Genomic DNA, 26096 nt, shown 5'->3' on the forward strand with positions numbered 1-26096 from the left:
TCCGGTCCTGGTGGAATGGGGGACGGAGAGGGTTCCGGAGGCGGGCCGGGGTGCGGCCCCGGCGGCGGTGGGGTCGGTTCCGGGCCCGGCGGCGGTTCCGGTGTCGGGACCGGGTGCGGCTGCGGGGGCTCGGGGTCCGGGCCCGGCAGCGGTTCCGGCCCGGGCCCCGGTGTGGGCGAGGGCGGGACGGGATCGGGGTACGGGTTGGTCATGGCGTCCTCCCGCCAGTCGGTGGAGATCGGCTCTGGACTCATCCCCCGCCTACCCGACGTCGGCGCGCCCAGTCACCGGCGGTCACCCGGCGGCGCCACCGCGAGGGCCCGGCCGGACCCACGCGGTGGGGCGGAAGCACTCCCGACCCGTGGCGTGGCGTGTGGCAGAACACCCACCCCACGGGTCACTCCGTCCCCGGTTCCGCGCCTGGCCGCGCCTCGTCACGCAGGGCGTCGAAGGCCACGGCGTGGACGGGGCGCGAGAGGGTCCGGGCGGGCGAGCGCGGAAGCGGTGGACCGGCTCAGAAGCGCTCCGGGTGGGCCCTGAGCCAGTCCTTCGCTGCGAGCAGCAGCCCCGGGTCGGCCGCCGGGGCCTCGTCGGGGTGCCGTTCGGCCCACTTGGCCACATACGGGCACAGCGGAGCCACGGCGACGCCCTCGCGCCGGGCGATGCCGTACAGCTCGCGCGCCAGTGAGCCCGCGATGCCCTTCCCCTCGTGGGCCGGTTCCACGATCGCGTGGACCGGGACCAGGGCGTGCCCGGCGCTGTCGAGGACGAAGTACTCGATGTGGCCCACCACTTCGCCGTCGCCGACCGCTTCCAGCCGTCCGGCGGCGCGGTCATCGCCGATCTCGATGTCGCTCATGGGCACGCTCCTGGTCCGGTGGGGCTACCGCTGGGCCGTGACCGCCTGCGGGCTGCGTTCCTGGTCCGAGCCCGGCACCGGTGCGGACGGGTCGTCACCCAGCGCCACGATCCGGTTGTCGCGGTCCACGTGCACGACCCGGGGCTCCAGCGCCCGCGCCTCGGCGTCGGTCACCTGAGCGTAACTGATGATGATCACCAGATCACCGGGGTGGACGAGGTGCGCGGCGGCCCCGTTGATGCCGACGACACCGGAACCGCGCTCGCCCTCGATGACGTACGTCTCCAGCCGGGCGCCGTTGGTGATGTCGACGATGTGGACGAGTTCGCCGGGCAGCAGATCGGCGGCGTCGAGCAGGTCCGCGTCGATGGTCACGGATCCCACGTAGTGCAGGTCGGCCTGGGTGACGGTGGCGCGGTGGATCTTGGACTTGAACATGGTACGGAACATCGGGGCACTCCCAGAAGTAGGCTCCCTGCCTGCGTCTTCGCAGGTCAAGGGCTGTTTTCTCACCCTACAACGAGCCGCTTGCCCGGGCAGCCGTCCCCGAGTTCCCCCGGACCCGCGCCGGCCCGGCGCCGTGTTTCCTGACGGGGCGTCGGACACCGGAAGAGGCAACCCGAGGTCGCCCTCGCCTTCTCCGGGCCGCCCGCACAAGCGACTTGGGCCAGCGTACGCAACAGTCACCGAAGACCTGCGTGACGGTCACCACAGCGGGGACTCCACGACACGCGTGCCCGCGCGCGCCGCCGTCAGCGGTCGTGCTCGTGTGCCTGCCGCAGGGAGGCGACGGCACGGTCGACCAGCTCGGGGAGCGCCGAGCGCACCGCTTCGCTCAGGCCCGCGCCGAGCTCGGTGCCGGCCACTTCGACGGCGTGCACCACGAGCGTGCGGGGCAGGCGGCCCAGGGCCTCCGCCAGTGCGAGGCACTCCCCCAGCCCGAGCGCGTGCGTACTCGCGGTGCCCGCGCAGCGGTCGGCCGCCTCCGCAGCCGTCAGAGTGTGCAGCTCACCCGGCCGGGCCGGCCGGGCACGGAGAGCCTCCACCACGACCACCGTGTCCGCGCCGTGCCACAGGTCGAGCATGCGTGCGGGTTCACCGTCGCTGACGGCCAGGACGGTGCCGTCGGGCACACGGCTGCGCAGAGCCTCCACCACCGCCGGACCGACCCCGTCGTCGCCGCGCAGGGGGTTGCCCACGCCGATCACGACCACCCGGCCGCTCAAGGACGTTCCACGGTGACGTCGAGGAAGTGGGCGGCGCAGGAGATGCAGGGGTCATGGTTGCGGATGGCCCGTTCGCACAAGTGGGTGAGCTCCTCGTCGTCGGCGGCCGGCCCGGTCCGGCCCAGACGCGCCTGGACCACCCTGCGCACGTCCTCCTCGATGGCCGTCTGGTTCTGGGCCGTGGGAGGCACGATGCGGGCCGCGGTGAGCGTGCCGTCCTCCGCGAGGGCGTAGCGGTGGTACAGCAGCCCCCGGGGCGCCTCGGTGGCCCCGCTGCCGGTCCCCCGGCGCGGCGGGACCTCGACGGCCGGCCGGGAAGGCCGTTCGTATCCGTCGATGATCCGCAGGGCTTCCTCGACGGCGTGCACCACCTCCACGGCGCGTACGACGATGCTCCGGAACGGGTTGTCGCAGACGGCGCCGGTCACCGGGTCGCCCAGCCCGGCGTCCCGCGCCGCCTCGGCGGCCACGGGGTGAAGCCACCGGCCGCTGATCGCGTAGCGGGCCAGTGGGCCGGTCAGGTAGCGGCGGCCGTCGAGAGTGGCGGTCAGGGCGGTGGAGTGCGGTACCTGTTCTTCGCGGACGTGCTCTTCGAAGTGGCGCAGGGGGAACTCGCGCAACCCGGGGCTTTGTCCGTGAGCGGTGGTGACCGCGGGTGTCCCGGAGTCGATGGCGTAGCGGCCGGGGTCGCGCAGCGCGAACAGGTCGTGGTCGCACACGGCGTCGGGGAAGTCGAACCCCGCCACCCAGTGGACGGTCTCCAGGGCCTCCTCGCGGGCCTGCCGCAGCCGTTCCGCCAGTGGACGCAGGTCCTGCGGTGACGGTGTCCGGTAGAAGCCGCCGATCCGGACGTTGACCGGGTGGATGGGGCGGCCGCCGAGCTGTTCGAGCACCGCGTTGCCGGCCTGTTTGAGCCTCAGGCCCCGCTCGACCGCGGCCCGCTGGTCGCGGGCGAGTTCCACGACGTCCGCCCGCCCGAGGAAGTCGGGGGCGTGCAGCAGGTAGATGTGCAGGGTGTGGCTCTCGATCCACTCGCCGCAGTACAGCAGGCGGCGCAGGTCCGCGAGAGGTCCGTCCACCGTGACCCCGCAGGCGTCCTCGACGGCCCGGCAGGCGCTCATCTGATACGCGACCGGGCAGATGCCGCAGATACGGGCGGTGATGTCGGGAGGCTCGGTGTGGCCCCGGCCGGTCAGGAAGGCCTCGAAGAATCGCGGTGGTTCGTAGATGCGCAGCCGCGTCTCGGCGACCGTGCCACGCTCGACGCGCAGGTGGAGAGCGGCCTCGCCTTCCACCCTGGCCAGCGCGTCCAGTCGCAGGACGCGGGTTCCGCGATGGCTCATGCGGGCCTTTCCGGGCGGGTTTCCGTGCCGGCCGGAGGGCTGTGCCGCTCCTCGGCCGCGAGGTCGGGTACGGGGGCATACTCGGGCGACGCGGCGTTGAAGGTGTGGAAGACACGCCGGATGTCCCGCTCGCTCATCCCGTCGCGGCGCAGCTGCGCGACCATGGAGCGCAGGTTCGGCCCGTTCGAAGGTCCGAAGCAGCCGTAGCACCCGCGTCCGTAGGCGGGGCACAGGGCGCCGCATCCGGCGTGCGTGACCGGGCCCAGGCAGGGGGTGCCGTGGGCCACGGTGATACAGGTGGTGCCGCGTCGCTTGCACTCGAAGCAGACGCTGTGGTCCGAGATCTGGGGTTTGCGTCCGGCCAGATAGGCGGTGACGACTTCCAGGAGCTGGCGGCGGTCGATCGGGCAGCCGCGCAGTTCGAAGTCGACCGGGACGTGGGCCGAGACCGGCGTCGAGGTCTCCAGCGTGGCGATGTACTCCGGCTCGGCGTAGACCGCGGCGAGGAAGTCGTCTACGTCGGCGAAGTTGCGCAGTGCCTGGACGCCGCCCGCGGTGGCGCAGGCTCCGATGGTCACCAGACGCCGGGAGATGCGTCGGACGTGACGGATGCGCTCGGCGTCCTCCGCGGTGGTGATCGAGCCTTCGACCAGGGAGAGGTCGTACGGCCCCCGGCCGTCCAGCCGCGCACGCTCTCCATCGGCGCCCTCGACCGGGGTCATCTCGATGAAGTGGTCGATCCGTACGCGCCCGGTGAGGCCGAGGAGCTCGTCCTCGCAGTCCAGCAGGGTCAGCTGGCAGCCGTCGCAGGAGGCGAACTTCCACACGGCGAGCGCCGGCCGGGTGCGAATGACCGGGCCGAGGTCGGTGACCATGTCACAACTCCCTCACGAGCAGCAGGTCCGCCACACGGTCGTAACCGACGACCGGCCCGTCGCGGCACAGCAGGAGCGGTCCGAGCTGGCAGTGGCCGCAGTGGCCGGTGGCGCAGCGCATGTTGCGTTCCAGGGACACCTGGACTCGGTGCGGGGCCAGGCCGCGGACCAGCAGGTCACGGGCGGTCTGGCGCATCATGACCTCGGGCCCGCACACCAGCGCGCAGGTCCGTTCGGGACGCAGGTCGAGGCGGTTGAGGAGCGTGGTGACCACGCCCACCGAGCCCTCCCAGCCGGGGCCGGGCCGGTCGGCGGTCACCTCCACGCGGGCGGGCCCGCGCCAGCTCTCGATCTCGTCCCGGTACAGCAGGTCGGCGGGGGTGCGGGCGCCCACCAGGACCGTGAGCCGGCCGTAGGCGGCCGGCCGGTCCAGGACGGCGTGCACGACCGGCCGCAACGGAGCCAGGCCGATGCCGCCCGCGATCACCAGCACGTCGTGGCCGGCTGCCGCGTCGAGGTTCCAGCCGGTGCCGTACGGGCCGCCGAGCCCGACGGCGTCGCCCGGCCGCAGCCGGTACAGCGCGGTCGAGACCGCACCCACCGCGCGCACCGTGTGCACGAGGCCCCCGTGGCGGCCGCGCAGGGCGCTGGCCGAGATGGGCGCCTCGCCGACCCCGAACGCGTAGATCATCGCGAACTGGCCCGGTGCGAACGGCGGGAGTTCCCGTCCGGCCGGTACCAGTTCGATCGACCGCGTGTCGGCGGTCTCGGCCCGGGTGTCCGCCACGCGGTACGGCAGCGGGGGCGGCACGGTGGTCATGGCCGCCCGCTCTCCGGCAGCCGTGTGGCCGCGGGAGCGGCCGGCAGCGCGGGAAGCCCTGTCACGACGCCGTTCCCTCCCCCGCTGCGGACTGCGTCCAGTCGTGCAGGGCGGCGGCTTCCTCGGTGATGTCGATGCCGACCGGGCACCACACGATGCAGCGTCCGCAGCCCACGCAGCCGGACGAGCCGAACTGGTCGTACCAGGTGCCGAGCTTGTGGGTCATCCACTGCCGGTAGCGGCTGCGCGCGGAGGCGCGGACCGGGCCGCCGTGCAGGTGGGAGAAGTCCAGGTCGAAGCACGAGTCCCACAGCCGCCACCGCTCCGCGTGGTCGCCGGTGAGATCGGTGACGTCCTCGGTGGTGGTGCAGAAGCAGGTGGGGCACACCATGGTGCAGTTACCGCAGGTCAGGCACCGTCCGGCGACGTCGTCCCAGCGGGGCGCGTCGAGGGTTCCGGCCATCAGCTCCCGCAGGTCGGCCTCGGGCATGGTCCGTCCCATCCGGCCCGCGGCGGCGGTGACGGCCGCGCGGGCGGCCTCCCGGGTTTCCGGGCGGGCCGGGCGAGCGGGAAGTTCGGCCAGGATCTCCGCTCCTTCCCGGCTGCCCTCGCGGACCCAGAACCGGTGCCCGTCCTCATCGACCACTTCGGTCATCACCAGGTCGCAGCCGGAGCCGGCGGCGGGTCCGGTGCCCATCGACACGCAGAAGCACGTGGCGCCGGGTTCCGTGCACTCGACCACGATCAGCAGCGCCCCGGAGCGCCGCCCCTCGTAGACGGGGTCGCGGTGGGCCCCGCCGGTCAGCACCCGGTCCTGGACGGCGATGGCCCGCAGGTCGCAGGGGCGCACGCCCAGGAAGGCGTACCGACCGGGCGCGGTGCGGTCGCCCGTGAAGACCAACTGCCCTTCCACCCGGTCGGCGCTCCACTCCCGCACGCGCGGCGGGTGCAGGAACGGCTTCCACGACTGCGGGCCCGCCGCGTTCGCGAAGGCCGCGCCGTCCGTCCGCTCCCGCAGCCGGTACCGTCCGGCCTCCAGCTCCACGCCCCAGCCGTACGGCAGCTCCTCGGCCGACTGAAGCTCCGCCAGCACGATCGCGCCGTCCCGTACCGTCGGCCCGACCACGGTGAACCCGCGCCGCACCAGCACGTCCACGAGCGCGGCCATCCCGTCCTTGCCCATGACGAGCCCGTCCGACGCGGCCGGGCTCGGGGTCACCTCGGCGTCGGCACTCATGACCGGCCTCCTCCAGCAGACGGACGGCACGTGGGTGCCCTGCCGTCCTTCCGGGCCCACGTCCGCAGCGTCTCCGGTGCGACGGCGGGCTGGTAGAGCCGTACGGGCAGGGCGGGGGCCCATTGGTCCCCCGGCCCGAGCCGGCCGCCGTGGCTCCGGGCAGGCGCCGGGGCGGCGCCACGGCGACCCGTGCGCTCGGCGGCCGCGAGCCGCGGGGCCACGCGGCCCAGCGGCGGGGACCCACCACCGGTGCCGGGGGTCAGGGGGTGACCGTGGACCACCGGGCCCGCACCGGCCTCGCGCTGCGTGCCACCGGGTACGGCATGCCTTCCTGGGCCGTGGACGGCATACCCTGGCCGCCGACCACAGGGCCACGGACGGTGCCGCGGGAGCGCGCCGCCTCACGGCGGCCGACCGGCTGCTGCTGGGTCCGTCAGGAGCGTGGTCCCCGGCGCCGCCTCGGCCCCCGGGTCCCTCCGCGCCCGCGGCGGCCGTCACGAGCGGTTGCCGTCACACATCGGTGGGGGAACGGCGAGCGTCGTCCCTTCGGTACGCGATGTGTGCGCTGACCGAGACCACGCCGTCGACGCCGCGGCACAGCCGCTCGATGACGGGGACCAGGCTGCCGTACTCCACGGTGCCGCCGAGGGTGACCCGCCCCTCGCGCACCTCGACCGTCACGTCCGGCGGTTCGAGGCCCATCGTGTGCCGCAGCACGTCCCCGGTGATCTCCTCGCGGATGGCCTCGTCACGGCGCAGGAGCGAGGCCGTGTGCGGCATCCCGGCCGGGCGACGGGTCCAGGGCGGTGTCGCTCGGCCGGCTGTGAGGTCCGGGCGGACCGGGTGACCGGGACCCCGTCAGCCGCGCACGGCGGCGAAGGGGCCGCCCTCGCCGAACGCGAGCCGCCCGAAGTTCTCGCCGATGCGGCGGTGTCCCGCCTGATCGGGGTGGACCTCGTCGGGCAGCGGGAGTTCCGCGTAGTCCCGCTCGCCGTAGAGGTCACGGCCGTCGAGGTAGTGGAGGTTCGGGTCGTCGGCCTTGCGCTGCTCGACGATCCGGGCGAGTTCGTCACGGATGACGTTGAGCGTCAGACGTCCGGCGGCCACTTCGGCCGGATCGCCCGTCGCCTTGAACCGCAACGTGCCGCCGTCGAAGTCCGGCGCGAGCGGGCCGGGGGTGTCCTCCTGCACCGGGCACAGGATGGGGGACACGACCAGCAGCGGCGTGGCCGGATGCCCTTCGCGGATGGTGTCGAGGAAGCCGTGGACCGCGGGGGTGAAGGCGCGCAGGCGCATGACGTCGGCGTTGACGACGTTGATGCCGACCTTGACGCTGATCAGGTCGGCGGGTGTGTCCCGCATCGCGCGGGCGGTGAACGGATCCAGCAGCGCGCTGCCGCCGAACCCCAGATTGATCAGTTCCACTCCGCCCAGGGCGGCGGCCAGAGCCGGCCAGACCGCCGTCGGATGCGTGGCGTTGGAGCCGTGGCTGATCGAGCTGCCGTGGTGCAGCCACACCCTGCGCCCACTGTCGGACGCGCGCTCGACGGGGGCGTCGGTGCGCAGCGCGATCAACTCGGTGATCTCCGTGTGCGGGAGCCAGATCTCGACGTCCTTGTCGCCCGCCGGCAGATCGGCGAACCGGGCGGTGCCGGCCGGGCCCTCCGACAGCTCTGAGGACTGGGTGAACATGTCGGTGATCGTGCGCACGTTGCCGCCGGCCACCGTGGCCTGGGCCGCCAGACGGCCGTCGACCAGAAGGTCGTACACGCCGTCCGCCGGGGCGGGGAACCCTCGGTAGACCCGCTTGGTGGGCAGCGTGTCCAGTTCGACGACGGTGGCGCGGGTGCGGAAGGCCAACCGCACACCGGAGGGCTGGGCCTCGGCCACGGCGAGCTGGTCGTCGGGGATCTGCCGGCGCGCCCGGGCGGGCAGCCGGTGCGGCAGCAGGCCGTGCGCGGTCGCCTCCGCATCGAGGAAGCCGCGCAGGAGGTCCACGGTGACAGGTGTGGTGATCCAGTCGCGTTCGGTGCTCATTGCCTCAACCTTTTGACGGTCATTCCGGATTGCTCGTGTGCGCCGGTGCGCCAGTGCGCCGCGCCGGATACGGCGCGGCTCCCACTCGGTCAGGCCGTGGCCCGGTTCCGCAGCAGAGCGTCGAGGGAGTCCACGATCCAGGCCCAGGATTCCCGCGCGTCGGGGGCGCTGTGCTCGAACCCTCCGGCCAGCTCCAGACTGACGAAGCCGTGGAAGACACTGCCCAGCATCCGCACCGCGTGCGTCTGGTCCGGCTCCGTCAGGTCGTAGCCGCGCAGGATCGCCCGCGTCATCTGTGCGTGCCGCACCCCGGCACTGGCGGCCGCCGTCTCGGGATCGAGCCGGAGCCGTGCGGCGGCGTAGCGACCGGGGTGCTCCCGGGCGTAGTCCCGGTAGGCGTCCGCGAAGGCGGCCAGGGCGTCCTTGCCCGCCCGCCCGGCCAGGGCGTCGGCTACCCGGTCGGCGAGTTCCTCCAAGGCGAACAGGGCGATCCGCGTTTTGAGTTCCTGGGAGTTCTTCAGGTGCGAGTACAGACTCGCGACCTTCACGTCGAACCGCCGGGCGAGCGCGGAGACCGTGACCTGGTCGAAGCCGACCTCGTCGGCCAGTTCCGCTCCCGCCCGGGTCAGCCGCTCCGGAGTCAGCCCTGCTCTAGCCATCATCATCCTCCCGTCCAGCGACAAGAGTATCGCATTTGCCTAAAGCTTTTAGGCAACCTACCCTGCCGCTCGTGAGACCACTGACCGAGCGGGAGATCCGCACCGCCTTCGTGAACTGCACCAAAGGCCAGGCCAAGCGTCTGCCCGTCCCCCACGACCTGGCCGAGCGGCCGTGGGACGACCTGGACTTCCTCGGCTGGCGCGACCCGCAGGCCCCCGACCGGGCCTACCTCGTCACCGAGCTGGACGGCCGCCCGGTGGCCCTCGCCCTGCGCGGCTCCGGCGCCGCCTCCTGGCAGACGCGGCGCAGCATGTGCTCGATGTGCATGACCAGCCACACCGGAGGCGTCTCCCTCATGGTCGCCGCGAAAGCCGGCAGGGCCGGGCAGCAGGGGAACTCCGTGGGCGCCTACATGTGCAGCGACCTCGCCTGCCCGCTGTACGTTCGCGGCAAGAAGGACGCGGGCATCGGCGCACGCCTCCCCGAATCGCTCACCCTGGAGGAGAGGATCCAGCGCACCGTTGCGAACCTCGCCGTGTTCATCGCCAGGGTCACCGCATGAAGCTGCCGGCCGCTCGAGCGGCATCTTCCTGTCGGACGTGACGTGGCGTCAGCTCGACGCAACGCGGGGGTCGAAATGAAGGGGTTCAGGATGGCCGGAAGCGGCCAGGACCGCCTTCCCGCCGCGCTGTCCGGTGGGCATGACCGAGGAGGGCAGCATGGCAGGGGAAGCCGGCGAGATCGTTCTGAGCAAGCAGGATCTTCGTGAGGTCACCGCGTTCGCTGCGGCGTGCGCGGAGGGCGTCCTGGAGATATTCGAGGTTGATCAGCCGGACGACTCGCGGCCTCGGGACGCCATCAGTGCCGCGTGGGCATTCGCCCGGGGCGGCGAGCGCGGGAAATCTTTGCGCGACGCGGCGTCGGCAGCCCTCAAGGCAGCCAAGAGCGCGCACACGGCGGCTGCGCGCGAGGCAGCGTGGGCAGCGATGTCCGCGGCAGGCGCCGCCTATCTGCATCCGCTGGCCAAGGCCACCCAGGTCAAGCACATTCTCGGGGCCGGCGCTTACGCAGCCAGAGCGGCCGAAATCGTCGCCGACGACGATCGGAGCGTCGGTGCTGAACACCTCGAGCGGATGACGCACCGTGCGACACCGGTCGTCATCGACGTGCTCAAACGCTTCCCGAGAGCGCCGGATGGCGGCGGACGCGTTGCCGAGTTGATCCGCATGCTGGACGCCGACCTTCGCGCCCTCTCTGAACGAACCCATGGATGAGGCCCGGTCCGGGTGCGTGGGAGCGTGCCTTCGCACCGCCGCTTCAAGCATCCACGTGGCTTGGGAGTCGGCCGCAGGCTGCGTCAGCGAGTGCCTGACATCCCTCATTGCGAGGCTGCCCATCCGAAATTGCGAGGCTGCCCATCCGAACGCTGACTGGCCCCGAAACCGGCCTGAGGGCCCGTCAGCTTGCTGACGGGCCCTCAGGCGCATTTGGGCAGAGCGGTGATGTGATGGCTGCGGCCGACAAGAAGTGCCCGCGACGACGCGCCTCTCAGGGACCTTCTTTCCGGGCCTCGGCGTCATGCCGTGTCCCTGTGCAGCCCGGATGCGTCAGGACTCAGGACGGTGGCATGAGCACCGAGTCGATGACGTATATGGTGGCGTTCGCGACCTTGATGTTGCCGCAGACGATGCTCGCTTTCCCGTTCACCTTGAAGTTGGTGCCCGATCCCGACGTGGTCAGCGTGCTGCCTTCCACCGTCTTGAAGGAACCGTTGGAGAGCTGGCCCGGGGCGATCTGCTTGTCCACGACGTGGTAGGCCAGCACCTCCTTGAGCTGTTCCCGATTGCCCAGCAGCGAGTTGAGCTGCGACACCGTGACCTTCTGGAAAGCCTGGTTGTTGGGCGCGAAGACGGTGATGTGGGGCCTCCGGTCGAGGGTGCCGTTCAGCCGCGCCCTGACCACGGCGGAGACCAGCTGGCTGAGTTGCGGATACGCGGCCGCGGCTTCCGTGACCCTGTCCTTCGACGTGTCGGCCTTCTGGTTGAGCGCCGAACAGGCTGGGCCGAACGTCCCCGACGGGCTGGGGGACGGACTCTGCGCGTGGCCTTGGGAGGTCAGGCCGCCAAGCGTGAGGGGAATGGCGATCGCAGTTGCCGTGGCCGCTTTTGCCGTACGTGTAGCAGTGAACCCCATAGCGAGTTTCCTCCGTGAGGCGTGAACGCTGCACGAGTCTGCGAGGCGGAATACATCGTCTCCACTCGACCGGGGGCACGCCCTGATACGGGCCCCGTCACCGCCCCGTCCAACGAATAGGGTAGCCAGCCAATGTCCGTCCCTGCATCTTGAAGCCCGGGTCCGCCATACGGTCAAGGACCCCGCCGCCTGCCGTCCTTCGGGCACCGGGCCTCATTCTGCACTCGTGCGCGCGCCTTGCGCGGTGATGGAAACGAGAAGGGGAACAGGGCCTTGAAGCGGTGATCGGTTCGCTGAGTGCGGTGACTGCCTCCTGCTTCCCATCACTGACGGTCACGGGACGTCCTACCGTGTGGCGCACTCCGGGCAGTACGCAGGGTGACTGTCCCGGCGCGGACGGTGTGATGTACGGGGTGTACGGCGTGACCCGGACGGGCTTGCGCCGGTTCGTCCCTGCACAGGAAACAGGGTGGTGGTGCGGCATGGCGGCGCAGTCGGGTACGGGGGTTCCCACGGGCGGCGAGGCGGACGGTACGGACGAGGTGGCGGACCTGTTCCGCGCCCTGGGCCGGCAGATCAAGGTCGCCCGGGAGCGGGCCGGGCTGAGCCAGAAGGAACTGGGCGACCGGATCGGGTACGGCGAGGAGATGATCTCCTCGGTCGAGCGGGCACGGCGGACGCCCCAGCCCGAACTGCTGGCCGCGGTGGACCGGTTGCTGGACTGCGGCGGTCTGCTGGCGTCGGCCGCGGAGGACGTGGAACGGGCGAAGACCCGGCGCAGGGTGCGGCATCCGGAGTGGTTCCGGGACTATGCGCGGTTGGAGGCGGAGGCGGTCGAGCTCTGCTACTTCGCCAACCAGGCGGTACCGGGCCTGTTCCAGACCCAGGAGTACGCACGTGCCGTGTTCGCCAGTCGGCAGCCCCTCTTCGACGAGGACACCATCGAGCAACGCGTCGCCGCGAGGATGGCCCGGCAGGCACTGATGACCCGATGGCCGGCGCCGACCGTGAGCGCCATCATCCAGGAGAGCGTCCTGCGCCAGCCGTTCGGCGGCCCAGTGGTGCAGCGTGGGCAGGTGGAACAGCTCGTCCGCATCGGCCGGTTGCGGCACGTCGAGATTCAGGTCATGCCGACCGCGAGCGAGGACCATGCAGGCATGGGCGGCCCGTTCACGCTGCTCACCCCGAAGGGCAGGCCGCAGGTCGCCTATCTGGAGGTCCAGCACTTCAGCCGCCTGGTCACCGACCCGGAAGAGGTACGCGTCCTGGCCGCGAAGCATGGCAGCATCCGAGGGCAGGCACTTGCCCCACGCGAGTCCTTGTGCCTGCTCGAGAAGATGCTGGGAGACCTATGAACACCGAACAGTCCGCGCGGCTTCACTGGTTCAAGAGCAGTTACAGCGGTGACGAGGGAGGCGAGTGCGTAGAGGTCGCCGCCGGCGCGACCGCCGTACACGTACGGGACTCCAAGGAGCGCGGTGGACCCCGGCTCGCGTTCGCGCGGGGCGCGTGGGCCGGATTCGTCGCGGGCCTGGGACGGAATCGGGTCTGACCCGCCGCGTCCCGAGCCCGTCTCTGCCGGCCGGGCACCGCGCCTCGACCTCGCGGGTGAAGCCGGCGGCGTCGGGCGTTCGACGGCTGGCGGCCCGACACACGGAAAGCGCCCGCTCGACGGCGGACGGCAGGTGGGGCGGACACGGCCGGCTCCCGGTTGCCGTCGGCAGCCGGGAGCCCCGGCTGCCGTTCATGCCGTAAAGAGAAGGATCCCGTGGCCGGGAATTGGGCTCGGACATTGCGGCGCGCGCTTGTTCGAATTGATGCGCGTAGGTGCAATCAGTGAGCCCAACTGAACGACGGTCACCTCGGGGGCGTGCCGAAAAACCTCCGGGAATCTGCTTGCCGGCTTTTCTCAGGAACCATCTGAGATAACATATAAGAATGGTGGATACCAGCCGAGGCAGAGTTTCTGTCGACGTCGGTCGTCATCCGGCAGCGGCGTCGCCATGATCTGGGAAATACTCGTCCTGGGATGTGTGCTCAGTCTCGACAATTTCCGGGTGTCGATCGCGCTCGGCACCGTCCCATTCGGTCTGAAGCGCGCGGTGCAGGTCGCGCTGACCTTCGGCCTGTGGGACGCGGTCATGCCCCTGGCCGGAATGTTGATCGGTCACCAGATCGGGGAGTCCGTCGGGGACATCGCCGATGTGGTGGGCGCGGCCGCGCTCGGCGGGTACGGTCTCTACCTCGTCATCTCGGCTCTTCGGAACCCCGAGCCCGATGAGCTGGACCATCCGTGGGCATTGTTCGGAATTCCGTTGACGCTGAGCCTGGACAACTTGTTCGCCGGGGCGAGCCTGGGGCTCCTTGGGGTCTCGCCGTGGTTCTCGGCCGCCGTCTTCGGTGTCATGACGGCAGCGTTGTCGCTGGTCGGGCTGCAGCTCGGACGGGCAGCGGCGCGCCTCATCCGGATCCGCTCGGACCTGCTGAGCGGGGTCACCTTGATCATCGCCGCTGCGGCGCTGCCGTTGTGGTTCGGGGGCTAGCGTTCGCTCACTCGACCAGGACCCGGTCGGTGCGGGCGTGGGACCAGCCGGGGACCGGCGGCCCGCGAGCCGGCGTTGGCGGCCTCGACCACCCGGGTGACCAGCTCGTGGTCGGGCGACAGGTAGCAGACCGGGTCGGTGCGGGCGGCGTCGCCGGTGAGCAGGAACGCCTGGCAGCGGCATCCGCCGAAGTCGAGCTCCCGCCGGGGGCAGCTCCGGCAGGGCTCCGGCATCCAGTCGGTTCCCCGGAACGCGGTCATCACCGGGGACTCGGCCCAGATCCACTCCAGCGGGTCCTCCCGCACGCTGGCCCGCGGCAACGGCAGGGACTGGGCGGCCGGGCAGGGCAGGACGTCGCCGTTCGGCGTCACGGTCAGCTGCCGGGAGGCCCAGCCTCCCATGCAGGGCTTCGGGTAGCGGCTGTAGTAGTCGGGGATGACGTAGATGATGTCCATGCGGTCCCGCAACCGCTCGCGGGCGGCCCGCACGACGACCTCGGCCGCCTCGAGCTGCATCCGGCTCGGCAGCAGCGCGTCACGGTTCCGCCAGGCCCAGCCGTAGTACTGGGTGTTGGCCAGCTCCACCCGGTCGGCGCCCACCTCCTCGGCCAGCCCGAGTATGTCGGCGACACGGTCGATGTTGTACCGGTGCAGCACCACGTTCATGGTGAGCGGCCAGCCCAGTTCCTTGACCACGCCCATCGCCTCGATCTTGCGTCGGAAGGACGGGGTCCCGGCGATCCGGTCGGACGCGGCGGCTTCGTCGGCCTGGATGCTGATCTGCACATGGTCCAGGCCGGCAGCCCGCAGCTGCTCGGCTCTCGGACGCGAGAGGCCGATGGCACTGGTCACGAGGTTGGTGTAGAGGCCCAGGTCGTGGGCGTGCGCCACGATCTCCACCAGGTCGCGCCGCAGCAGCGGCTCCCCGCCGGACAGGTGGCACTGCAGAACCCCCAGGTCGCCGGCCTCGGCCAGTACCCGCCGCCACTCGTCGGTGGCCAGCTCGTCCCGGTAGTCGGCCATGTTCAGCGGGTTGGAGCAGTACGCGCAGGCCAGCGGGCAGCGATAGGTGAGCTCGGCGAGCAGTCCGAAGGGGCTATCCATCGTCGAGCTCCACCCAGCGCCGGGCGACCAGGCGGGACAGGAACTGCCGCACCTCGTCCTCGGGAACCGTCTGGTAGCGGGCGCCCAGCTCGGTCACGATCTCGGCCACGGTGTGCCGCCCGTCGCACAGCTCTAGGACGGCCGCGCCGCTGCCGTTCAGAACCACCACCGTCTCGGGGTGCAGCAGGATCCGGCGCTGCCTGGTCCGGCAGAAGGCCAGCCTGACGTGGCGCGCCAGCCGGGGCCGGTCCGAGCCGGACACCGCGACGCCGGGTCGGGTCCTGGTGCTGGTCCGGGTCGTTCCGGTAGGGGTCGGGTCCATGGTGCTCACTCCGGGTAGGCCTGGTCGATGCCGTCCATGAGGCTCCACAGGACGTCGCACTTGAACGACAGCGCGTCGACGGCGCACACCTGGGACTCGGTGGAGAGGCAGCGCTCGGTGACCACCTCGAGGGCGTGCTCGCAGTCACGGGGGGCCTGCTCCAGGCGGGCGCGGAAGTAGGCGAGGCCCTCGGGGTCGATCCACGGGTACCACCGCTCGAACGCGGCCAGCCGCGCCGCCATCAGGTCGGGCGCGAACAGCTCGGTCAGCGAGGAGGCCACCGCCTCCACCCACGGGCGGGTCCGGGCGAAGTTCACGTAGGCGTCGACGGCGAACCGCACCCCGGGTACCAGGTGCCGGTGGTCCAGGATCTCCTCGCGTGTCAGCCCCGCGGCCTCGCCGAGGCGCAGCCACGCCTCGATGCCGCCCTCGCCGGCGGTGCGGCCGTCGTGGTCGACGATCCGCCGGATCCAGCGGCGGCGGACCTCCAGGTCGGGGCAGTTGGAAAGGATCGCGGCGTCCTTGCGGGGGATGTTCTCCTGGTAGTAGAAGCGGTTGGCCACCCAGCCGCGGACCTGGCGGCGGCTCAGCCGGCCGGCGTTCATCCGGACGTGGAACGGGTGCTGGTCGTGGTACCGCCGCGCATGGTCCCGCAGCGCCTCGACGAAGCCGTCGGCGCCGATGTTCGTGGTCGTTGTCGTCACGGCTCTACACCTGGACCTCGAGGCCGTCCATGGCCACTTCCATGCCGCTCTCCTCCACGGTACGCCGCTCGGGCGTGTCCTCCAGGAGGACCGGGTTGGTGTTGTTCATGTGCACGAAGACCGTCCGTTCCACGCCGAGCGACGGGAGCTGCTCCAGGCTGCCGTGCGGACCGTCGATGGGCAGATGGCCCATCTCCCGGGACGTCCTGCCGGCCAGGCCGAGCCGTACGAGCTCGTCGTCGCGCCAGCAGGTCCCGTCGATGAGCAGGCATGCGCAGCCCTCGATCTCCACGCGCAGCGCCGGCGTCAGCGCTTGCACCCCTGGCAGGTACACCAGCGTCCCGCCGCTGCGCTCGTCGGTGAGCCGGTAGCCCACGACGCGGCCGTGGTCCGTACCGCCTCCGAACCGGTCGCGCTTGGTGGTGGGCACGTCGAACGCCCGGCAGGACAGCCCGTCCGCCAGGGCGAGGCCGGCGCCCGGGGTCACGGCCCGCCACTCGACCGGGCAGTAGCGTTCGAGCGTGCGCAGGATCCCCGAGCCGTCGCACAGGGTCCTGTGCACCGCCGGTGTGGCGTACAGCCGCAGGGCGCGGGTCTCGCGCAGCAGAAGCAGGCCCAGCGTGTGGTCCAGCTCGGCGTCGGTGAGCAGCACCGCCTCCAGCGGCGTCGCCCGGTCGTCGTGCGGGTGCAGGCCGGAGAAGGCCTCGATCTGGGTGCGGACGTCGGGCGAGGCGTTGATGAGGAACCACCGGCGGCGGTCGGCGCTGACCGCGACCGACGACTGGGTGCGCGCGAGACCGGCCCGGGAGCGGACCGCGGCGCACACCGGGCAGCCGCAGTTCCACTGGGGGGAGCCGCCCCCCGCCGCCGAACCCAGCACTCGCAGCAACACGCCCGTACTCCGTTCAGTGAGGATCGGGGTCCGTCGCCGGCCCGGCCCGTCTGTCGCCGTCCCGAGCCGCCGGAGGGCGCCGGACCGGGTCCGGCGCCCGTCCACGTCCGCTACTCCTCCTCCATCCGATCGAGGTACATGGTCACTTCGGCCGCGACTGTGATCTCGTCGAACTCGGGCGTCTCCCATACAGCGAGCTGAGACTCCATGGTTCACCTCCTCTCCGTCCGGATGGGGGCAGGCTCCGGGTCACGCGTTGCTACGCCGGTTCCGGGAGGGCGAAGGCGATCAGGGCGCTTCCGTGCCCCGCGCCGAGCATGCCGGGGAGGAACCCCTCGGCCCACCCGCCCCAGCCGACCGGCACGGCGATGTACTGCCTGCCGTCGACCATGTAGGTGGTCGGGCTGCTGTGGTGGCCGCTGCCGCACTGGAAGTGCCACAGCAGCTCCCCGGTGCGGGCGTCGAACGCGTCGAACTCCCCGGAGGGTTCACCGGCGAACACCAGGTCACCGCCGGTGGCCAGCACCGACGCGCACATCGGGAGTTCGTTCCGCCAGCGCCACTTCTCCTCGCCTCCTGCGTCGAAGGCGCTGATGGACCCCGCCATGTCATCGATGTCCACCTGAACGCCCGCGCCCCAGTACGGGATGCTCTCCTTGAACTCCCTGCGCCGCCGGGTGGCCGTGGCGCCGGTGTCCTGGACCGGGACGTAGAAGAGCCCGGTCTTCGGGCTGTAGGCCGCGTGGGTCCATTCCTTGGCGCCGGCCGGACCCGGGTAGAAGTGGACCGGTACGCCCTCCTGGTCCGGGTACACCTTGGGCGTGACCCGGCCGTCCCTCGTGATCGCCCCCCACGTGATGCGGTCCACGAAGGGCGTGATCTGGACCCTCTCGCCGTTCGTGCGGTCAAGGACGAAGAAGTAGCCGTTCTTGTCGAAGTGCCCGAGCAGCTTGCGCCCGTCGTGCTCGAACAGGATGCACTCGGCGATGCTGTCGTAGTCCCACACGTCGTGCGGGGTGCACTGGTAGTGCCAGCGGATCTGGCCGCTGTCCACGTCGACGGCGATGATGCTGTCGGTGAAGAGGTTGTCGCCCTCGCGGACGCCTCCGTCGAAGTCGGGCGCCGGGTTGCCGGTGCCGACGTACAGCAGGTTCGTCTCCGGATCGAAGGTACCGGTGACCCAGCAGTTCGCCCCGCCCCGTGCCCAGGCCTCGCCGCCGGCGGGCCAGGTCTCCGAGCCGGGCTCCCCCGGCTTCGGCACCGTGTAGCAGCGCCACTGGTGCTCGCCGGTCTCGAGGTCGAACGCGTCGAGGTGGCCGCGTACGCCGAACTCGCCGCCGGAACTGCCGACGATGACCATGTTCTTCACGACCAGCGGAGCGAGCGTGGCGCTCTCCCCGGCCCGGACGTCCCCGTAGGTCTTGTCCCAGACACGCTTGCCGTCGGTGGCGTCGAGCGCGATCACACGGGCGTTCGCCGTGACGAAGAAGACCTTCCCCCGGGCCACGGCGACCCCGCGGTTCACGTTTCCGCAGCACAAGGACACGTCGAAGGGGACCGCGTGCTTGTACCGCCAGATCTCCACACCCGTCTTCGCGTCGAGGGCCCAGAGCCAGCCGTCCCAGCCGGAGAGGAACATGACCCCGTCGACGACGACCGGGGCGGCCTCGAACGAGTAGGTCGACGCACCGGCGATCAGGCCGGTCGTGCCGGCCTGGAAGACCCATGCGGGGCCGATGCGCTTGACGTTCTCCGTGTTGATCTGGTCCAGCGGGCTGTACCGCTGCCCGTTGTAGGCGCCGTAGTAGGTGAGCCAGTTCTGGGGTTCCTCGCGGGCGTTGAGTATGCGTTCGTAGTTGACGTCGGCCACCACCGGCGGCGCGATGTCTCCCCCGGGGGTCTTGTAGTTGAGGGTTCCCTGGTCGACAGCCTCACCCGCGTCCACGTATGCGACGGTCATTGCCTCCTCCTCTCTACGGCCGCGGCTGTTCGGGACGGTCGAGGCGGGCCTCCGGCGGAGCCTCCCCCAGGACGACGATGGCCCCGGTCAGCCCCCGGCCCTCGTCATTGCCCGTGGGCGAGCTGAACCAGTAGTAGCCCGGCCCGTCGAGGTTGAGGGTCGCCCGCCCTCGCGAATGGTTCACCAGCCAGATGAACTTCCGGTCACCATTGCTCGGCAGGAGCGCGCAGTGCGTGTTCAGGTCGTCATTGACGATTTCGAGCTCGATATCGCCTCCATGGGGCATGACCAGAATCGAGGGATCCCAGGTCAGCTCGTCCGGGTGGATGCGAATGGTGGCCTGCATACGGCCATCCGGCTTCTCGGCGGCCTGCCCTATGGTCCCGCATCCCAGCACTTGACCCAGCGTTGCTTTGTTCTGTACGTTCAACCCGACTTTGTCCAGCAGGTCGGATCGCTCCTGCGCAGTCGTCATCGGGCTTCACTCTCCTCGTCCCGGAACTCATGTCCGTTTCGCATCGGTGGCGCTGACGGGGGCACCTCGCAGCCGGTTGCACACCTCCGCCCGGCGAAAATGTTCTCCGAATTGACCTCGATATTTCTTCACGTCGCCGATTGCCCGGCCGTATCGACGGTCAAGGACCCGCGCCACGCCGGGTGAATCACTCTGCAAAAGGGTGGCGAATTGGCACTCAATAGGCACGCTACGCCGGATGAATCACACCGACAAGGGTGAGCTCCGGTTCGGGCCCCCTCATGCCGTTCGTCCGCGCTCAGGCACCGTTCGTACCCGATGTGCCGCCGCTGGGAGGAGCCGGGCTGCACCGCGTGGCGCCGGGGCCGGCGGCAGATCCGGTCAAGCGCCGCCGGTCGACCACGGCTGGCCGGTCACGACGCCGCTCCCGGCATCCGGGCCCCGACAGGCGATCGGGCGAGGTCGTACCGGTCGAGGTTCATGACCTTGTCCCAGGCGGCGACGAAGTCGTGCACGAACTTCTCCCGTGCGTCGTCGCCGGCATAGACCTCCGCGACGGCACGCAACTCGGAGTTCGAGCCGAAGACGAGGTCGACGCGGCTACCGGTCCACTTGACCTCGCCGGTGGCGCGGTCGCGGCCCTCGAAGGTCTCGGCGTCCGCGGACGCCGGCGTCCATTCCGTGCCCATGTCGAGCAGGTTCACGAAGAAGTCGTTGGTCAGCGACCCGGGCGCCGAGGTGAAGACACCCAGCGGCGACTGCTGGTGGTTGGCGCCCAGCACCCGCAGGCCACCCACGAGGACCGTCATCTCGGGCACGCTCAGGTTCAGCAGGTTCGCGCGGTCGACCAGCAGGTGCTCCGGCCGCAGCCGGTCGCCCTTGCCGCGGTGGTAGTTGCGGAAGCCGTCCGCTGCCGGCTCGAGCGGGGTGAAGGAATCCGGGTCGGTCCACTCCTGCGTGGCGTCCGTGCGTCCCGGAGCGAAGGGGACCCGGACGTCGTAGCCGGCGGTCCTGGCGGCCTGCTCGACGGCGGCGGCCCCGCCGAGCACGATGAGGTCGGCCAGCGAGATCTTCTTGCCTCCGGTCCGGGAGGAGCTGTTGAAGGACATCTGGATCTGCTCCAGGGTGCGCAGCACCTGTGCCAGCGTGCCGGGGTCGTTGACCTCCCAGCCCCGCTGCGGCTCGAGGCGGATGCGCGCGCCGTTCGCCCCGCCGCGCTTGTCGCTGACGCGGAACGTCGAGGCCGACGCCCACGCGGTCGAGACGAGCTGGGAGACCGACAGCCCGGAGGCGAGGATCCGGCTCTTCAGCGCGGCGATGTCCGCCGCCCCGACGAGCTCGTGGTCCACGGCGGGGACCGGGTCCTGCCAGCGCAGCGTCTCCCGGGGGACCAGCGGTCCGAGGTAGCGCTGGACCGGGCCCATGTCGAGGTGGGTCAGCTTGAACCAGGCCCGGGCGAACGCGTCCGCGAGCCGGCCCGGATTCTCCAGGAAGCGCCGCGCGACCGGCTCGTAGACCGGGTCCAGCCGCAGCGCGAGGTCGGTGGTCAGCATGGTCGGGGCGTGGGTCGTCGACGGGTCGTGGGCGTCGGGCACGGTGCCGGCCCCGCCGCCGTCCCTCGGGGTCCACTGCCACAGACCCGCGGGGCTCAGCCCCAGATCCCACTCGAAGCCGAACAGGGTCTCGAGGAAGCTGTTGTCCCACCTCGTAGGGGTGGGTGTCCATGTGCCCTCGAGCCCGCTGGAGATGGCGTCCGCGCCCTTCCCGGTGCCGTAGCTGCTCCTCCAGCCCAGGCCCTGCTCCTCCAGGGCGGCGCCTTCGGGTTCCGGGCCGAGGTGGGCGTCCGGGGCGGCCGCGCCGTGGGTCTTGCCGAAGGTGTGGCCGCCCGCGATCAGCGCGACGGTCTCCTCGTCGTTCATCCCCATGCGCCGGAACGTCTGGCGGATGTCCCGGGCCGCGGTGAGCGGGTCCGGGACGGTGTTCGGTCCCTCCGGGTTGACGTAGATGAGACCCATCTGGACGGCGGCCAGCGGGTTGTCCAGCTCCCGGACGCCGCCGTGACGTTCGTTGCCGAGCCAGGCGCGCTCGGGGCCCCAGTAGACGTCCTCTTCCGGCTCCCAGACGTCCGGCCGGCCGCCGGCGAAGCCGAAGGTCGTGAAGCCCATCGTCTCCAGGGCGCGGTTGCCCGCGAAGATCATCAGGTCGGCCCACGAGATCTTGCGGCCGTACTTCTTCTTCACCGGCCAGAGCAGCCGGCGCGCCTTGTCGAGGTTGCGATTGTCCGGCCAGCTGTTCAGCGGCGCGAAACGCTGCATGCCGGTGCTCGCGCCACCGCGACCGTCGTCGACGCGGTACGTCCCGGCGCAGTGCCACACCATGCGGATCACGAGCGGCCCGTAGTGGCCGAAGTCGGCCGGCCACCACTCCTGCGACGTCGTCAGCACCTCGTCGACGTCCCGCGCCAGGGCGTCCAGGTCGAGCGTCCGGAACTCCGCGGCGTAGTCGAAGTCCTCGCCCATGGGGTCGCACGTGACGGGGTGTTTCCGGAGGATCGTCAGGTCGAGCCGGTCCGGCCACCAGTCGTGGTTGCTCGCAGCGCCGACCGGCTGACCGCGGTGCCCGGCCGGGCAGGAGATGCCGAGGCCGCCCGCGCTCACCTCGTTCCTCTCGCCGACACCGGCGTCCGGGCTGTCAGTCACGGGATTGCCCTTCCGGGAACCATGGTCGTGCCGGGGTACTCAGATGTCCAGCGCGCGACGCACGCCCGGCACGTTCCGCCGGGAGACCGGCACCATCTCGTGCGTCCGGTCGTCCATGACCAGGGACAGCTCGCCCTTGAGCCCGCGCTCGATCTCCCGGACGCGGCTGAGGTTGACGACATACCGGCGGTGCACCCGCAGGAAGCCGGCATCGGCCAGTTCACTGTCGAGCTTGTCCAGGCTGGGAGAGGCGGCTCGCACTCGCCCCTGATCGGTGGAGAGCCACACGTCCTTTCCCTGTGATTCGGCGAAGGAGACTTCCGGCAGCCGCAGCAGCACCATCCGGTTGTCGCGCATCGCGACCAGCCGGCGCGGCTGTACCCGAGGGCGCACGGGTTCCTCCGCCCGGGGGAACTGCGCCCCGTCGGAGCGATCGAACGAGATCAGGCTCCCGATCAGGTGTCTGGACGAGAAGACAGGCCGGATGCTGATCGATGTCGGCTCGTCCGCGAGGTGGGCGAAGATCTGCGTCGAGCCGACCCAGTCGGGATTGTGGGCTGCCTGCCTCGTGGCGTACTGGGCGGCTGCGATCAGTTCCGGCAGCCCGGAGCTCCATCGCAGCGTGGGGTCGACCGCCGGGGTGCTCGCCGGGACGCCCAGGAGCACGCTTGCCGTGTCGTCGGCGATCACCACCTTGCCCGCGGTGTCCACCGCGGCGAGCGCCGCACTGGAGCGCGCCCTGGCCTGGCTGTACGCCGCGACCAGTTCGGCGCCACTGTGCCGGGCGCGCCTCTTCAGCGGGTACTGGCTCATGGCGGCCGCGTTCGCCAGCCAGCTTTCCGCGGACGCGGGAAGCCGGCTGCGCCAGCAGCAGAGGTTCAGGACCGCGATCGGTTCCCTCGTCACCACGTCACGCACCGCGATGCCCGCGCCGGCCCAGTTGTGGAACGCCTGACACCAGTGCTCCGCGCCCCTGATCGGTACCGGCCCGTGCGCCTCGAGCGCCGTGCCCATGCCGTTCGTGCCGGCCGCGCACTCCGACCAGCAGAACCAGGGCGCCAGATGGGAGTCGCCCGCTCTGACGAGCGTCGCCTGATCACCCCACTCGGCCAGGATCCGGCCGGTGGCATCGGTGACGGTGACGACGCCACCGAGGTTGCCCATTTCATGTGCCACGGAGGCGGCACGGAAACCCAGCTCGGCGAACACGACGTCGTGCTCGGGCGTGTGGTCGGGCCCCACGACGGCCACCGGGGCCTCCCTGAGGTGGGGATCGACCCGGTACTGCTCGCGGCAGCGATGCCAGGAGATCGCCACCAGAGGCCGGACACCCGGGACGTGGTCCTCGCCCTGCACGAACCGCTCCCACGCCGCGAGCACAGTGCCGCTGTCCAGGTCCGCCGAGACGGGCTCGAGCCGATGTGCATCCCTCATGGTTCAGAACCGCCCTTGGTTCATCCCCGACGCCCGACGGCGTGCGCGCGGTCCCGCCGGTCACCGCTCGTCGCGGCCGGGCCTGCGGCGGACCGGGCACCGCGTCGCGCGTCTTCCTGCGTCGTCACTCGTTCCAGGCTGTGTCACAGACCTTCACCCCCCACCCTAGGTACCGTCGTCCGGCTGCGCACATCCCTCGCCACGCCGGCGGTGCGCAGGACCCCGTGCGACGGCTCGGGGATGCCGCGCGGCCCGCTCGCGAGGGGCGGCAGGTGGGCGGACACGGGACGGGGCCCCCGGTTGCCGTCGGCAGCCGGGAGCCCCGGGGGTGGTTCACGCCGTGGGGAGAAGGGGGCCGGAGGCTTCCGGTTCCGCGGAGCCGGAGGCCTCGTCGGACTCCAGCCGCATCTCGGGGGCGGGGCGGCGGAAGCCCCTGGTGATCACGGCGAGCCAGACGATGCCGATGACCAGCCAGCCGAGGCCGAGCTTGACGGCGGTGCCGCCGAGCTGGGTGATCAGGTAGACGTCGACCGCGGCACCGGCGGCCGGCAGGAGCAGGTACCGCACGGGCGAGTGCCGGGTGCCGGAGCGCCACTGCCGCACGGCGTAGGCGATCACGCAGACGTTCACGAGGCTGAAGCCGAGGAACGCGCCGAAGTTGATCAACGAGGTGGCGTCGGCGAGTGAGAGGTTCATGGCCAGCAGGCCGACGGCGCCGATGACCAGGACATTGGTGACCGGGGTGAGCAGCTTGCGGTGCAGCCGTCCGAAGACCCGGCGCGGCAGGGCGCCGTCGCGGCCCATGACGAACATCAGGCGGCTGGTACTGGCCTGGATGGCGACGCAGGAGGCGAATCCGCCCAGCATGCCGACGATGTTGGCGACGTCCGCGAAGGTCTTCCCGCCGACGGTGGTGGACACGAGGTATCCGGCGGAGTTCTCGTCGGGGAAGGAACCGCCCGGGTGGGCCCACTGCATCAGGAAGGAGATCACCACGAAGATGGTGCCGCCGGTCAGCACGGTGAGGACGATCGCCCGCGGGATGGTGCGCTTGGGGTCGCGCACCTCCTCGCTGAGGGTGCTCACCGCGTCGAAGCCGAGGAAGGCGTAGGCGGCGACCGCGGCGGCGGCGGTGACGGCGGACAGGCTGGTGGCGCCGTTCCAGAAGGCGTGGCCGGCCGCAGGGGCGCCGCCGTGGCCGAGGCCGTGGTGGACGCAGAGCACCGCGAGCACGACGAGGACGGCGGTGACGCCGAGCAGCAGCACCCGGTTGACCCGGTCGGCGACCTTGAGGCCGATGACGTTGATGGCGGTGGCGAGGACCACGTTGATCACCAGCCAGGCCCACTCCGGGACGGCCGGGAACTGGGCGTGGAGGTAGATGGCCTGGAGCAGCCAGGCGACCATCGGCAGGAAGAGGTAGTCGAGCAGCAGCGCCCATCCGGCCAGGAAGCCGACGCGGGAGTCGAGCTCCTTGCGGGCGTAGGTGTACACGGAGCCGGAGCTGGGGTGGACCTTGGCCATCTTGGCGTAGCTGAGGCCGGTCAGCAGCATGGCGCCGGTGGCGATCACGTAGGCGGTGGCCGCTGCGCCCTTGCTGGCGGCGGCGATGACGCCGAAGATCGAGGTGACGACGGCGGGGGCCATGTAGGCGACGCCGAAGGCGACGACGGAGACCGGTCCGAGGTCTCCCCGCATGCGGCTGGGCTGGTTCGTCACGGCATTCTCTCTTCTCCGAGTGCACCGCGGGCCGCGGTTCGGTCGTGCGGGGAGGCGGCCGGGGCGGTGGCGCCGGCCCAGGCGGCGGGGTCGATCCGGCCCTGGTAGAGCGGCAGGGCGAGGGGCTGGTCGTCGGGGCGGAACTGCTGCCACGGCCGGTTCAGCGCGGCGGTGCCGAGCCGGCGGACGTTGGCGACCTCGTCGAGGTCGATCACGTCGGTGAGGGTGGTGTCGCTGTCGGCCGCGGCCTCGGAGCGCACGTTGCCCTGCGGGTCCACGAGCAGGCTGCGGCCGGTGCCGGCGGGCGCGGCGCAGTTGACGCTGGCGACGAACACCTGGTTGACGATGGCGTTGGCGCGGGCCAGCACGGTTTCCTGAGCCCGGTCGCTGCCGGAGGTCAGGACGAAGTTCAGCACCAGCTCGGCGCCCATCCAGGCCAGGTGGCGGGTGGTCTCGGGGAACCAGGCGTCGTAGCAGATCGACAGTCCCACGCGGCCGATGCCGTCGAGGTCGAAGACGGTGAACTCGGCGCCGGGGGTGACGGTCTCGTAGGGCCGCCAGGGGAAGACCTTGCGATAGGTCGCGATCCGCTCGCCGCGCGGGGAGTACACGGGGGCGGTGTTGTACACGCGTCCGTCGGCTCCGCGCTCGTAGACGCTGCCCGGGGCGAGCCAGACGCCGAGGTCGCCGGCGATTTCGGCGAGGGCGCGGTCCCGCGGGCCGTCCAGGGGTTCGGCGAGGGCTTCGGGCAGCTCGGCGGGCGTGAGCATGGCTCCGCCGACCGGGCCGCCCAGGTGCAGCTCGGGATAGACGACCAGGGGTGCGGCGGAGAGCCCCGTCGTGCGCTTTCGCACGTCGGCGGCCAGGCCGTCCAGGTCGTCGGCGGCGCGCTGGGCTGCCTGGGCCAGCACGAGAGGGAGGGGTCGGGACATGGGACACCAGGTCCTGCTCGGGATTAGTTAAACGAAATTTAGTTAACGAATGGTGGCCGGTCA

Annotated in this window: 26 protein-coding genes and 1 pseudogene; 5 read left to right on the forward strand and 22 right to left on the reverse strand. The window is 71.3% G+C overall.

Features of this window, described 5'->3' with window-relative positions:
- Positions 1 to 514: 514 nt before the first annotated feature.
- The 10 genes and pseudogenes from ABZ920_RS14000 to ABZ920_RS14045 form a co-directional block, all read right to left on the reverse strand.
- Entirely contained in the window at positions 515 to 859 is a 345-nt protein-coding gene (locus ABZ920_RS14000) for a GNAT family N-acetyltransferase (RefSeq protein ID WP_361503209.1), read from the reverse strand.
- A 24-nt stretch (positions 860 to 883) separates the two neighbouring features.
- On the reverse strand, positions 884 to 1309 hold the full coding sequence (gene panD, locus ABZ920_RS14005) for an aspartate 1-decarboxylase (protein WP_361503212.1): 426 nt from the start codon (positions 1307 to 1309) through the stop codon (positions 884 to 886).
- Positions 1310 to 1611: 302 nt separating this feature from the next.
- Positions 1612 to 2085, reverse strand: a complete 474-nt coding sequence (locus ABZ920_RS14010; protein ID WP_361503214.1) for a hydrogenase maturation protease — start codon at positions 2083 to 2085, stop codon at positions 1612 to 1614.
- Complete coding sequence (locus tag ABZ920_RS14015; protein WP_361503217.1) at positions 2082 to 3428, reverse strand: nickel-dependent hydrogenase large subunit; 1347 nt, start codon at positions 3426 to 3428, stop codon at positions 2082 to 2084. Before ABZ920_RS14015 ends, ABZ920_RS14010 begins: the two co-directional genes overlap by 4 nt.
- Positions 3425 to 4303 carry an oxidoreductase gene (locus tag ABZ920_RS14020; protein WP_361503220.1) on the reverse strand — a complete coding sequence of 293 codons (879 nt, stop codon included), beginning with the start codon at positions 4301 to 4303 and terminating at the stop codon, positions 3425 to 3427. The genes ABZ920_RS14015 and ABZ920_RS14020 overlap by 4 nt, the downstream gene beginning before the upstream one ends.
- A gap of 1 nt (position 4304) precedes the next feature.
- On the reverse strand, positions 4305 to 5123 hold the full coding sequence (locus ABZ920_RS14025; RefSeq protein ID WP_361503222.1) for an FAD/NAD(P)-binding protein: 819 nt from the start codon (positions 5121 to 5123) through the stop codon (positions 4305 to 4307).
- Positions 5124 to 5184: 61 nt separating this feature from the next.
- Positions 5185 to 6360 carry a 4Fe-4S dicluster domain-containing protein gene (locus ABZ920_RS14030; protein ID WP_361503224.1) on the reverse strand — a complete coding sequence of 392 codons (1176 nt, stop codon included), beginning with the start codon at positions 6358 to 6360 and terminating at the stop codon, positions 5185 to 5187.
- 510 nt (positions 6361 to 6870) lie between these two features.
- A pseudogene (locus ABZ920_RS14035) lies at positions 6871 to 7119 on the reverse strand (BON domain-containing protein); the annotation flags it as partial.
- 99 nt (positions 7120 to 7218) lie between these two features.
- A complete protein-coding gene (locus ABZ920_RS14040) occupies positions 7219 to 8397 on the reverse strand; it encodes a GDSL-type esterase/lipase family protein (RefSeq protein ID WP_361503227.1) in 1179 nt (392 codons plus the stop codon).
- 89 nt (positions 8398 to 8486) lie between these two features.
- Entirely contained in the window at positions 8487 to 9056 is a 570-nt protein-coding gene (locus tag ABZ920_RS14045) for a WHG domain-containing protein (protein ID WP_361503230.1), read from the reverse strand.
- A 71-nt stretch (positions 9057 to 9127) separates the two neighbouring features.
- Here ABZ920_RS14045 and ABZ920_RS14050 point away from each other — a divergent pair, with 71 nt between their 5' ends.
- Both ABZ920_RS14050 and ABZ920_RS14055 read left to right on the forward strand, forming a co-directional pair.
- On the forward strand, positions 9128 to 9619 hold the full coding sequence (locus ABZ920_RS14050; protein ID WP_361503233.1) for an FBP domain-containing protein: 492 nt from the start codon (positions 9128 to 9130) through the stop codon (positions 9617 to 9619).
- A 157-nt stretch (positions 9620 to 9776) separates the two neighbouring features.
- Entirely contained in the window at positions 9777 to 10331 is a 555-nt protein-coding gene (locus ABZ920_RS14055) for a putative immunity protein (RefSeq protein ID WP_361503235.1), read from the forward strand.
- A gap of 340 nt (positions 10332 to 10671) precedes the next feature.
- On the opposite strand, the gene ABZ920_RS14060 is transcribed toward ABZ920_RS14055, so the two are convergent.
- A complete protein-coding gene (locus ABZ920_RS14060; RefSeq protein ID WP_361503238.1) occupies positions 10672 to 11250 on the reverse strand; it encodes a fasciclin domain-containing protein in 579 nt (192 codons plus the stop codon).
- A gap of 482 nt (positions 11251 to 11732) precedes the next feature.
- On the opposite strand from ABZ920_RS14060, the gene ABZ920_RS14065 reads away from it, so the two are divergent.
- From ABZ920_RS14065 to ABZ920_RS14075, 3 genes are all read left to right on the forward strand, one after another.
- Positions 11733 to 12605, forward strand: coding sequence for a helix-turn-helix transcriptional regulator (locus ABZ920_RS14065; RefSeq protein WP_361503241.1), 873 nt, complete (start codon positions 11733 to 11735; stop codon positions 12603 to 12605).
- Positions 12602 to 12802: a DUF397 domain-containing protein gene (locus ABZ920_RS14070; RefSeq protein ID WP_361503244.1), complete on the forward strand. Its 201-nt coding sequence runs from the start codon at positions 12602 to 12604 to the stop codon at positions 12800 to 12802. Before ABZ920_RS14065 ends, ABZ920_RS14070 begins: the two co-directional genes overlap by 4 nt.
- A gap of 505 nt (positions 12803 to 13307) precedes the next feature.
- The gene (locus ABZ920_RS14075; protein ID WP_361503247.1) at positions 13308 to 13793 is read left to right on the forward strand and encodes a manganese efflux pump; all 486 of its coding nucleotides are present in this window, start codon (positions 13308 to 13310) and stop codon (positions 13791 to 13793) included.
- Here the strand turns inward: ABZ920_RS14075 and pqqE are convergent.
- From pqqE to ABZ920_RS14130, 11 genes are all read right to left on the reverse strand, one after another.
- Entirely contained in the window at positions 13790 to 14896 is a 1107-nt protein-coding gene (pqqE, locus tag ABZ920_RS14080; protein WP_361503250.1) for a pyrroloquinoline quinone biosynthesis protein PqqE, read from the reverse strand. The genes ABZ920_RS14075 and pqqE overlap by 4 nt on opposite strands.
- Positions 14889 to 15218 carry a pyrroloquinoline quinone biosynthesis peptide chaperone PqqD gene (gene pqqD, locus ABZ920_RS14085; protein ID WP_361503253.1) on the reverse strand — a complete coding sequence of 110 codons (330 nt, stop codon included), beginning with the start codon at positions 15216 to 15218 and terminating at the stop codon, positions 14889 to 14891. Before pqqD ends, pqqE begins: the two co-directional genes overlap by 8 nt.
- A 5-nt stretch (positions 15219 to 15223) precedes the next feature.
- Positions 15224 to 15922 (reverse strand): pyrroloquinoline-quinone synthase PqqC, encoded by a 699-nt coding sequence (gene pqqC, locus ABZ920_RS14090; RefSeq protein WP_361503256.1) that lies wholly within the window; start codon positions 15920 to 15922, stop codon positions 15224 to 15226.
- 4 nt (positions 15923 to 15926) lie between these two features.
- The gene (gene pqqB, locus ABZ920_RS14095) at positions 15927 to 16814 is read right to left on the reverse strand and encodes a pyrroloquinoline quinone biosynthesis protein PqqB (protein WP_361503259.1); all 888 of its coding nucleotides are present in this window, start codon (positions 16812 to 16814) and stop codon (positions 15927 to 15929) included.
- Positions 16815 to 16924: 110 nt separating this feature from the next.
- Entirely contained in the window at positions 16925 to 17023 is a 99-nt protein-coding gene (gene pqqA, locus ABZ920_RS14100) for a pyrroloquinoline quinone precursor peptide PqqA (RefSeq protein ID WP_361503262.1), read from the reverse strand.
- 50 nt (positions 17024 to 17073) lie between these two features.
- Positions 17074 to 18774, reverse strand: a complete 1701-nt coding sequence (locus tag ABZ920_RS14105) for a PQQ-dependent dehydrogenase, methanol/ethanol family (protein ID WP_361503265.1) — start codon at positions 18772 to 18774, stop codon at positions 17074 to 17076.
- A 13-nt stretch (positions 18775 to 18787) separates the two neighbouring features.
- Positions 18788 to 19249: an MSMEG_3727 family PQQ-associated protein gene (locus ABZ920_RS14110; RefSeq protein ID WP_361503268.1), complete on the reverse strand. Its 462-nt coding sequence runs from the start codon at positions 19247 to 19249 to the stop codon at positions 18788 to 18790.
- A 413-nt stretch (positions 19250 to 19662) separates the two neighbouring features.
- A complete protein-coding gene (katG, locus tag ABZ920_RS14115; protein ID WP_361503530.1) occupies positions 19663 to 21885 on the reverse strand; it encodes a catalase/peroxidase HPI in 2223 nt (740 codons plus the stop codon).
- A gap of 102 nt (positions 21886 to 21987) precedes the next feature.
- The gene (locus tag ABZ920_RS14120; RefSeq protein ID WP_361503271.1) at positions 21988 to 23382 is read right to left on the reverse strand and encodes a LytTR family transcriptional regulator DNA-binding domain-containing protein; all 1395 of its coding nucleotides are present in this window, start codon (positions 23380 to 23382) and stop codon (positions 21988 to 21990) included.
- A gap of 333 nt (positions 23383 to 23715) precedes the next feature.
- Positions 23716 to 25101: an APC family permease gene (locus ABZ920_RS14125; protein WP_361503274.1), complete on the reverse strand. Its 1386-nt coding sequence runs from the start codon at positions 25099 to 25101 to the stop codon at positions 23716 to 23718.
- Positions 25098 to 26033 carry a carbon-nitrogen hydrolase family protein gene (locus ABZ920_RS14130; RefSeq protein WP_361503277.1) on the reverse strand — a complete coding sequence of 312 codons (936 nt, stop codon included), beginning with the start codon at positions 26031 to 26033 and terminating at the stop codon, positions 25098 to 25100. Before ABZ920_RS14130 ends, ABZ920_RS14125 begins: the two co-directional genes overlap by 4 nt.
- Between the last annotated feature and the right edge of the window lie 63 nt (positions 26034 to 26096).

The organism is Streptomyces sp. NPDC046831, assembly GCF_040645305.1.
Classification (GTDB): Bacteria; Actinomycetota; Actinomycetes; order Streptomycetales; family Streptomycetaceae; genus Streptomyces.

Bases quoted from the DNA above. Each gene is read 5' to 3' on its own strand.
- ABZ920_RS14060 (WP_361503238.1), bottom strand. From the start codon at position 11,250: ATGGGGTTCACTGCTACACGTACGGCAAAAGCGGCCACGGCAACTGCG.
- ABZ920_RS14020 (WP_361503220.1), bottom strand. From the start codon at position 4,303: ATGGTCACCGACCTCGGCCCGGTCATTCGCACCCGGCCGGCGCTCGCC.
- ABZ920_RS14130 (WP_361503277.1), bottom strand. From the start codon at position 26,033: ATGTCCCGACCCCTCCCTCTCGTGCTGGCCCAGGCAGCCCAGCGCGCC.
- ABZ920_RS14040 (WP_361503227.1), bottom strand. From the start codon at position 8,397: ATGAGCACCGAACGCGACTGGATCACCACACCTGTCACCGTGGACCTC.
- ABZ920_RS14055 (WP_361503235.1), top strand. From the start codon at position 9,777: ATGGCAGGGGAAGCCGGCGAGATCGTTCTGAGCAAGCAGGATCTTCGT.
- ABZ920_RS14070 (WP_361503244.1), top strand. From the start codon at position 12,602: ATGAACACCGAACAGTCCGCGCGGCTTCACTGGTTCAAGAGCAGTTAC.
- ABZ920_RS14045 (WP_361503230.1), bottom strand. From the start codon at position 9,056: ATGGCTAGAGCAGGGCTGACTCCGGAGCGGCTGACCCGGGCGGGAGCG.
- ABZ920_RS14025 (WP_361503222.1), bottom strand. From the start codon at position 5,123: ATGACCACCGTGCCGCCCCCGCTGCCGTACCGCGTGGCGGACACCCGG.
- pqqD (WP_361503253.1), bottom strand. From the start codon at position 15,218: ATGGACCCGACCCCTACCGGAACGACCCGGACCAGCACCAGGACCCGA.
- ABZ920_RS14030 (WP_361503224.1), bottom strand. From the start codon at position 6,360: ATGAGTGCCGACGCCGAGGTGACCCCGAGCCCGGCCGCGTCGGACGGG.
- ABZ920_RS14105 (WP_361503265.1), bottom strand. From the start codon at position 18,774: ATGACCGTCGCATACGTGGACGCGGGTGAGGCTGTCGACCAGGGAACC.
- ABZ920_RS14120 (WP_361503271.1), bottom strand. From the start codon at position 23,382: ATGAGGGATGCACATCGGCTCGAGCCCGTCTCGGCGGACCTGGACAGC.
- pqqE (WP_361503250.1), bottom strand. From the start codon at position 14,896: ATGGATAGCCCCTTCGGACTGCTCGCCGAGCTCACCTATCGCTGCCCG.
- pqqA (WP_361503262.1), bottom strand. From the start codon at position 17,023: ATGGAGTCTCAGCTCGCTGTATGGGAGACGCCCGAGTTCGACGAGATC.
- ABZ920_RS14015 (WP_361503217.1), bottom strand. From the start codon at position 3,428: ATGAGCCATCGCGGAACCCGCGTCCTGCGACTGGACGCGCTGGCCAGG.
- ABZ920_RS14000 (WP_361503209.1), bottom strand. From the start codon at position 859: ATGAGCGACATCGAGATCGGCGATGACCGCGCCGCCGGACGGCTGGAA.
- panD (WP_361503212.1), bottom strand. From the start codon at position 1,309: ATGTTCCGTACCATGTTCAAGTCCAAGATCCACCGCGCCACCGTCACC.
- ABZ920_RS14110 (WP_361503268.1), bottom strand. From the start codon at position 19,249: ATGACGACTGCGCAGGAGCGATCCGACCTGCTGGACAAAGTCGGGTTG.
- ABZ920_RS14065 (WP_361503241.1), top strand. From the start codon at position 11,733: ATGGCGGCGCAGTCGGGTACGGGGGTTCCCACGGGCGGCGAGGCGGAC.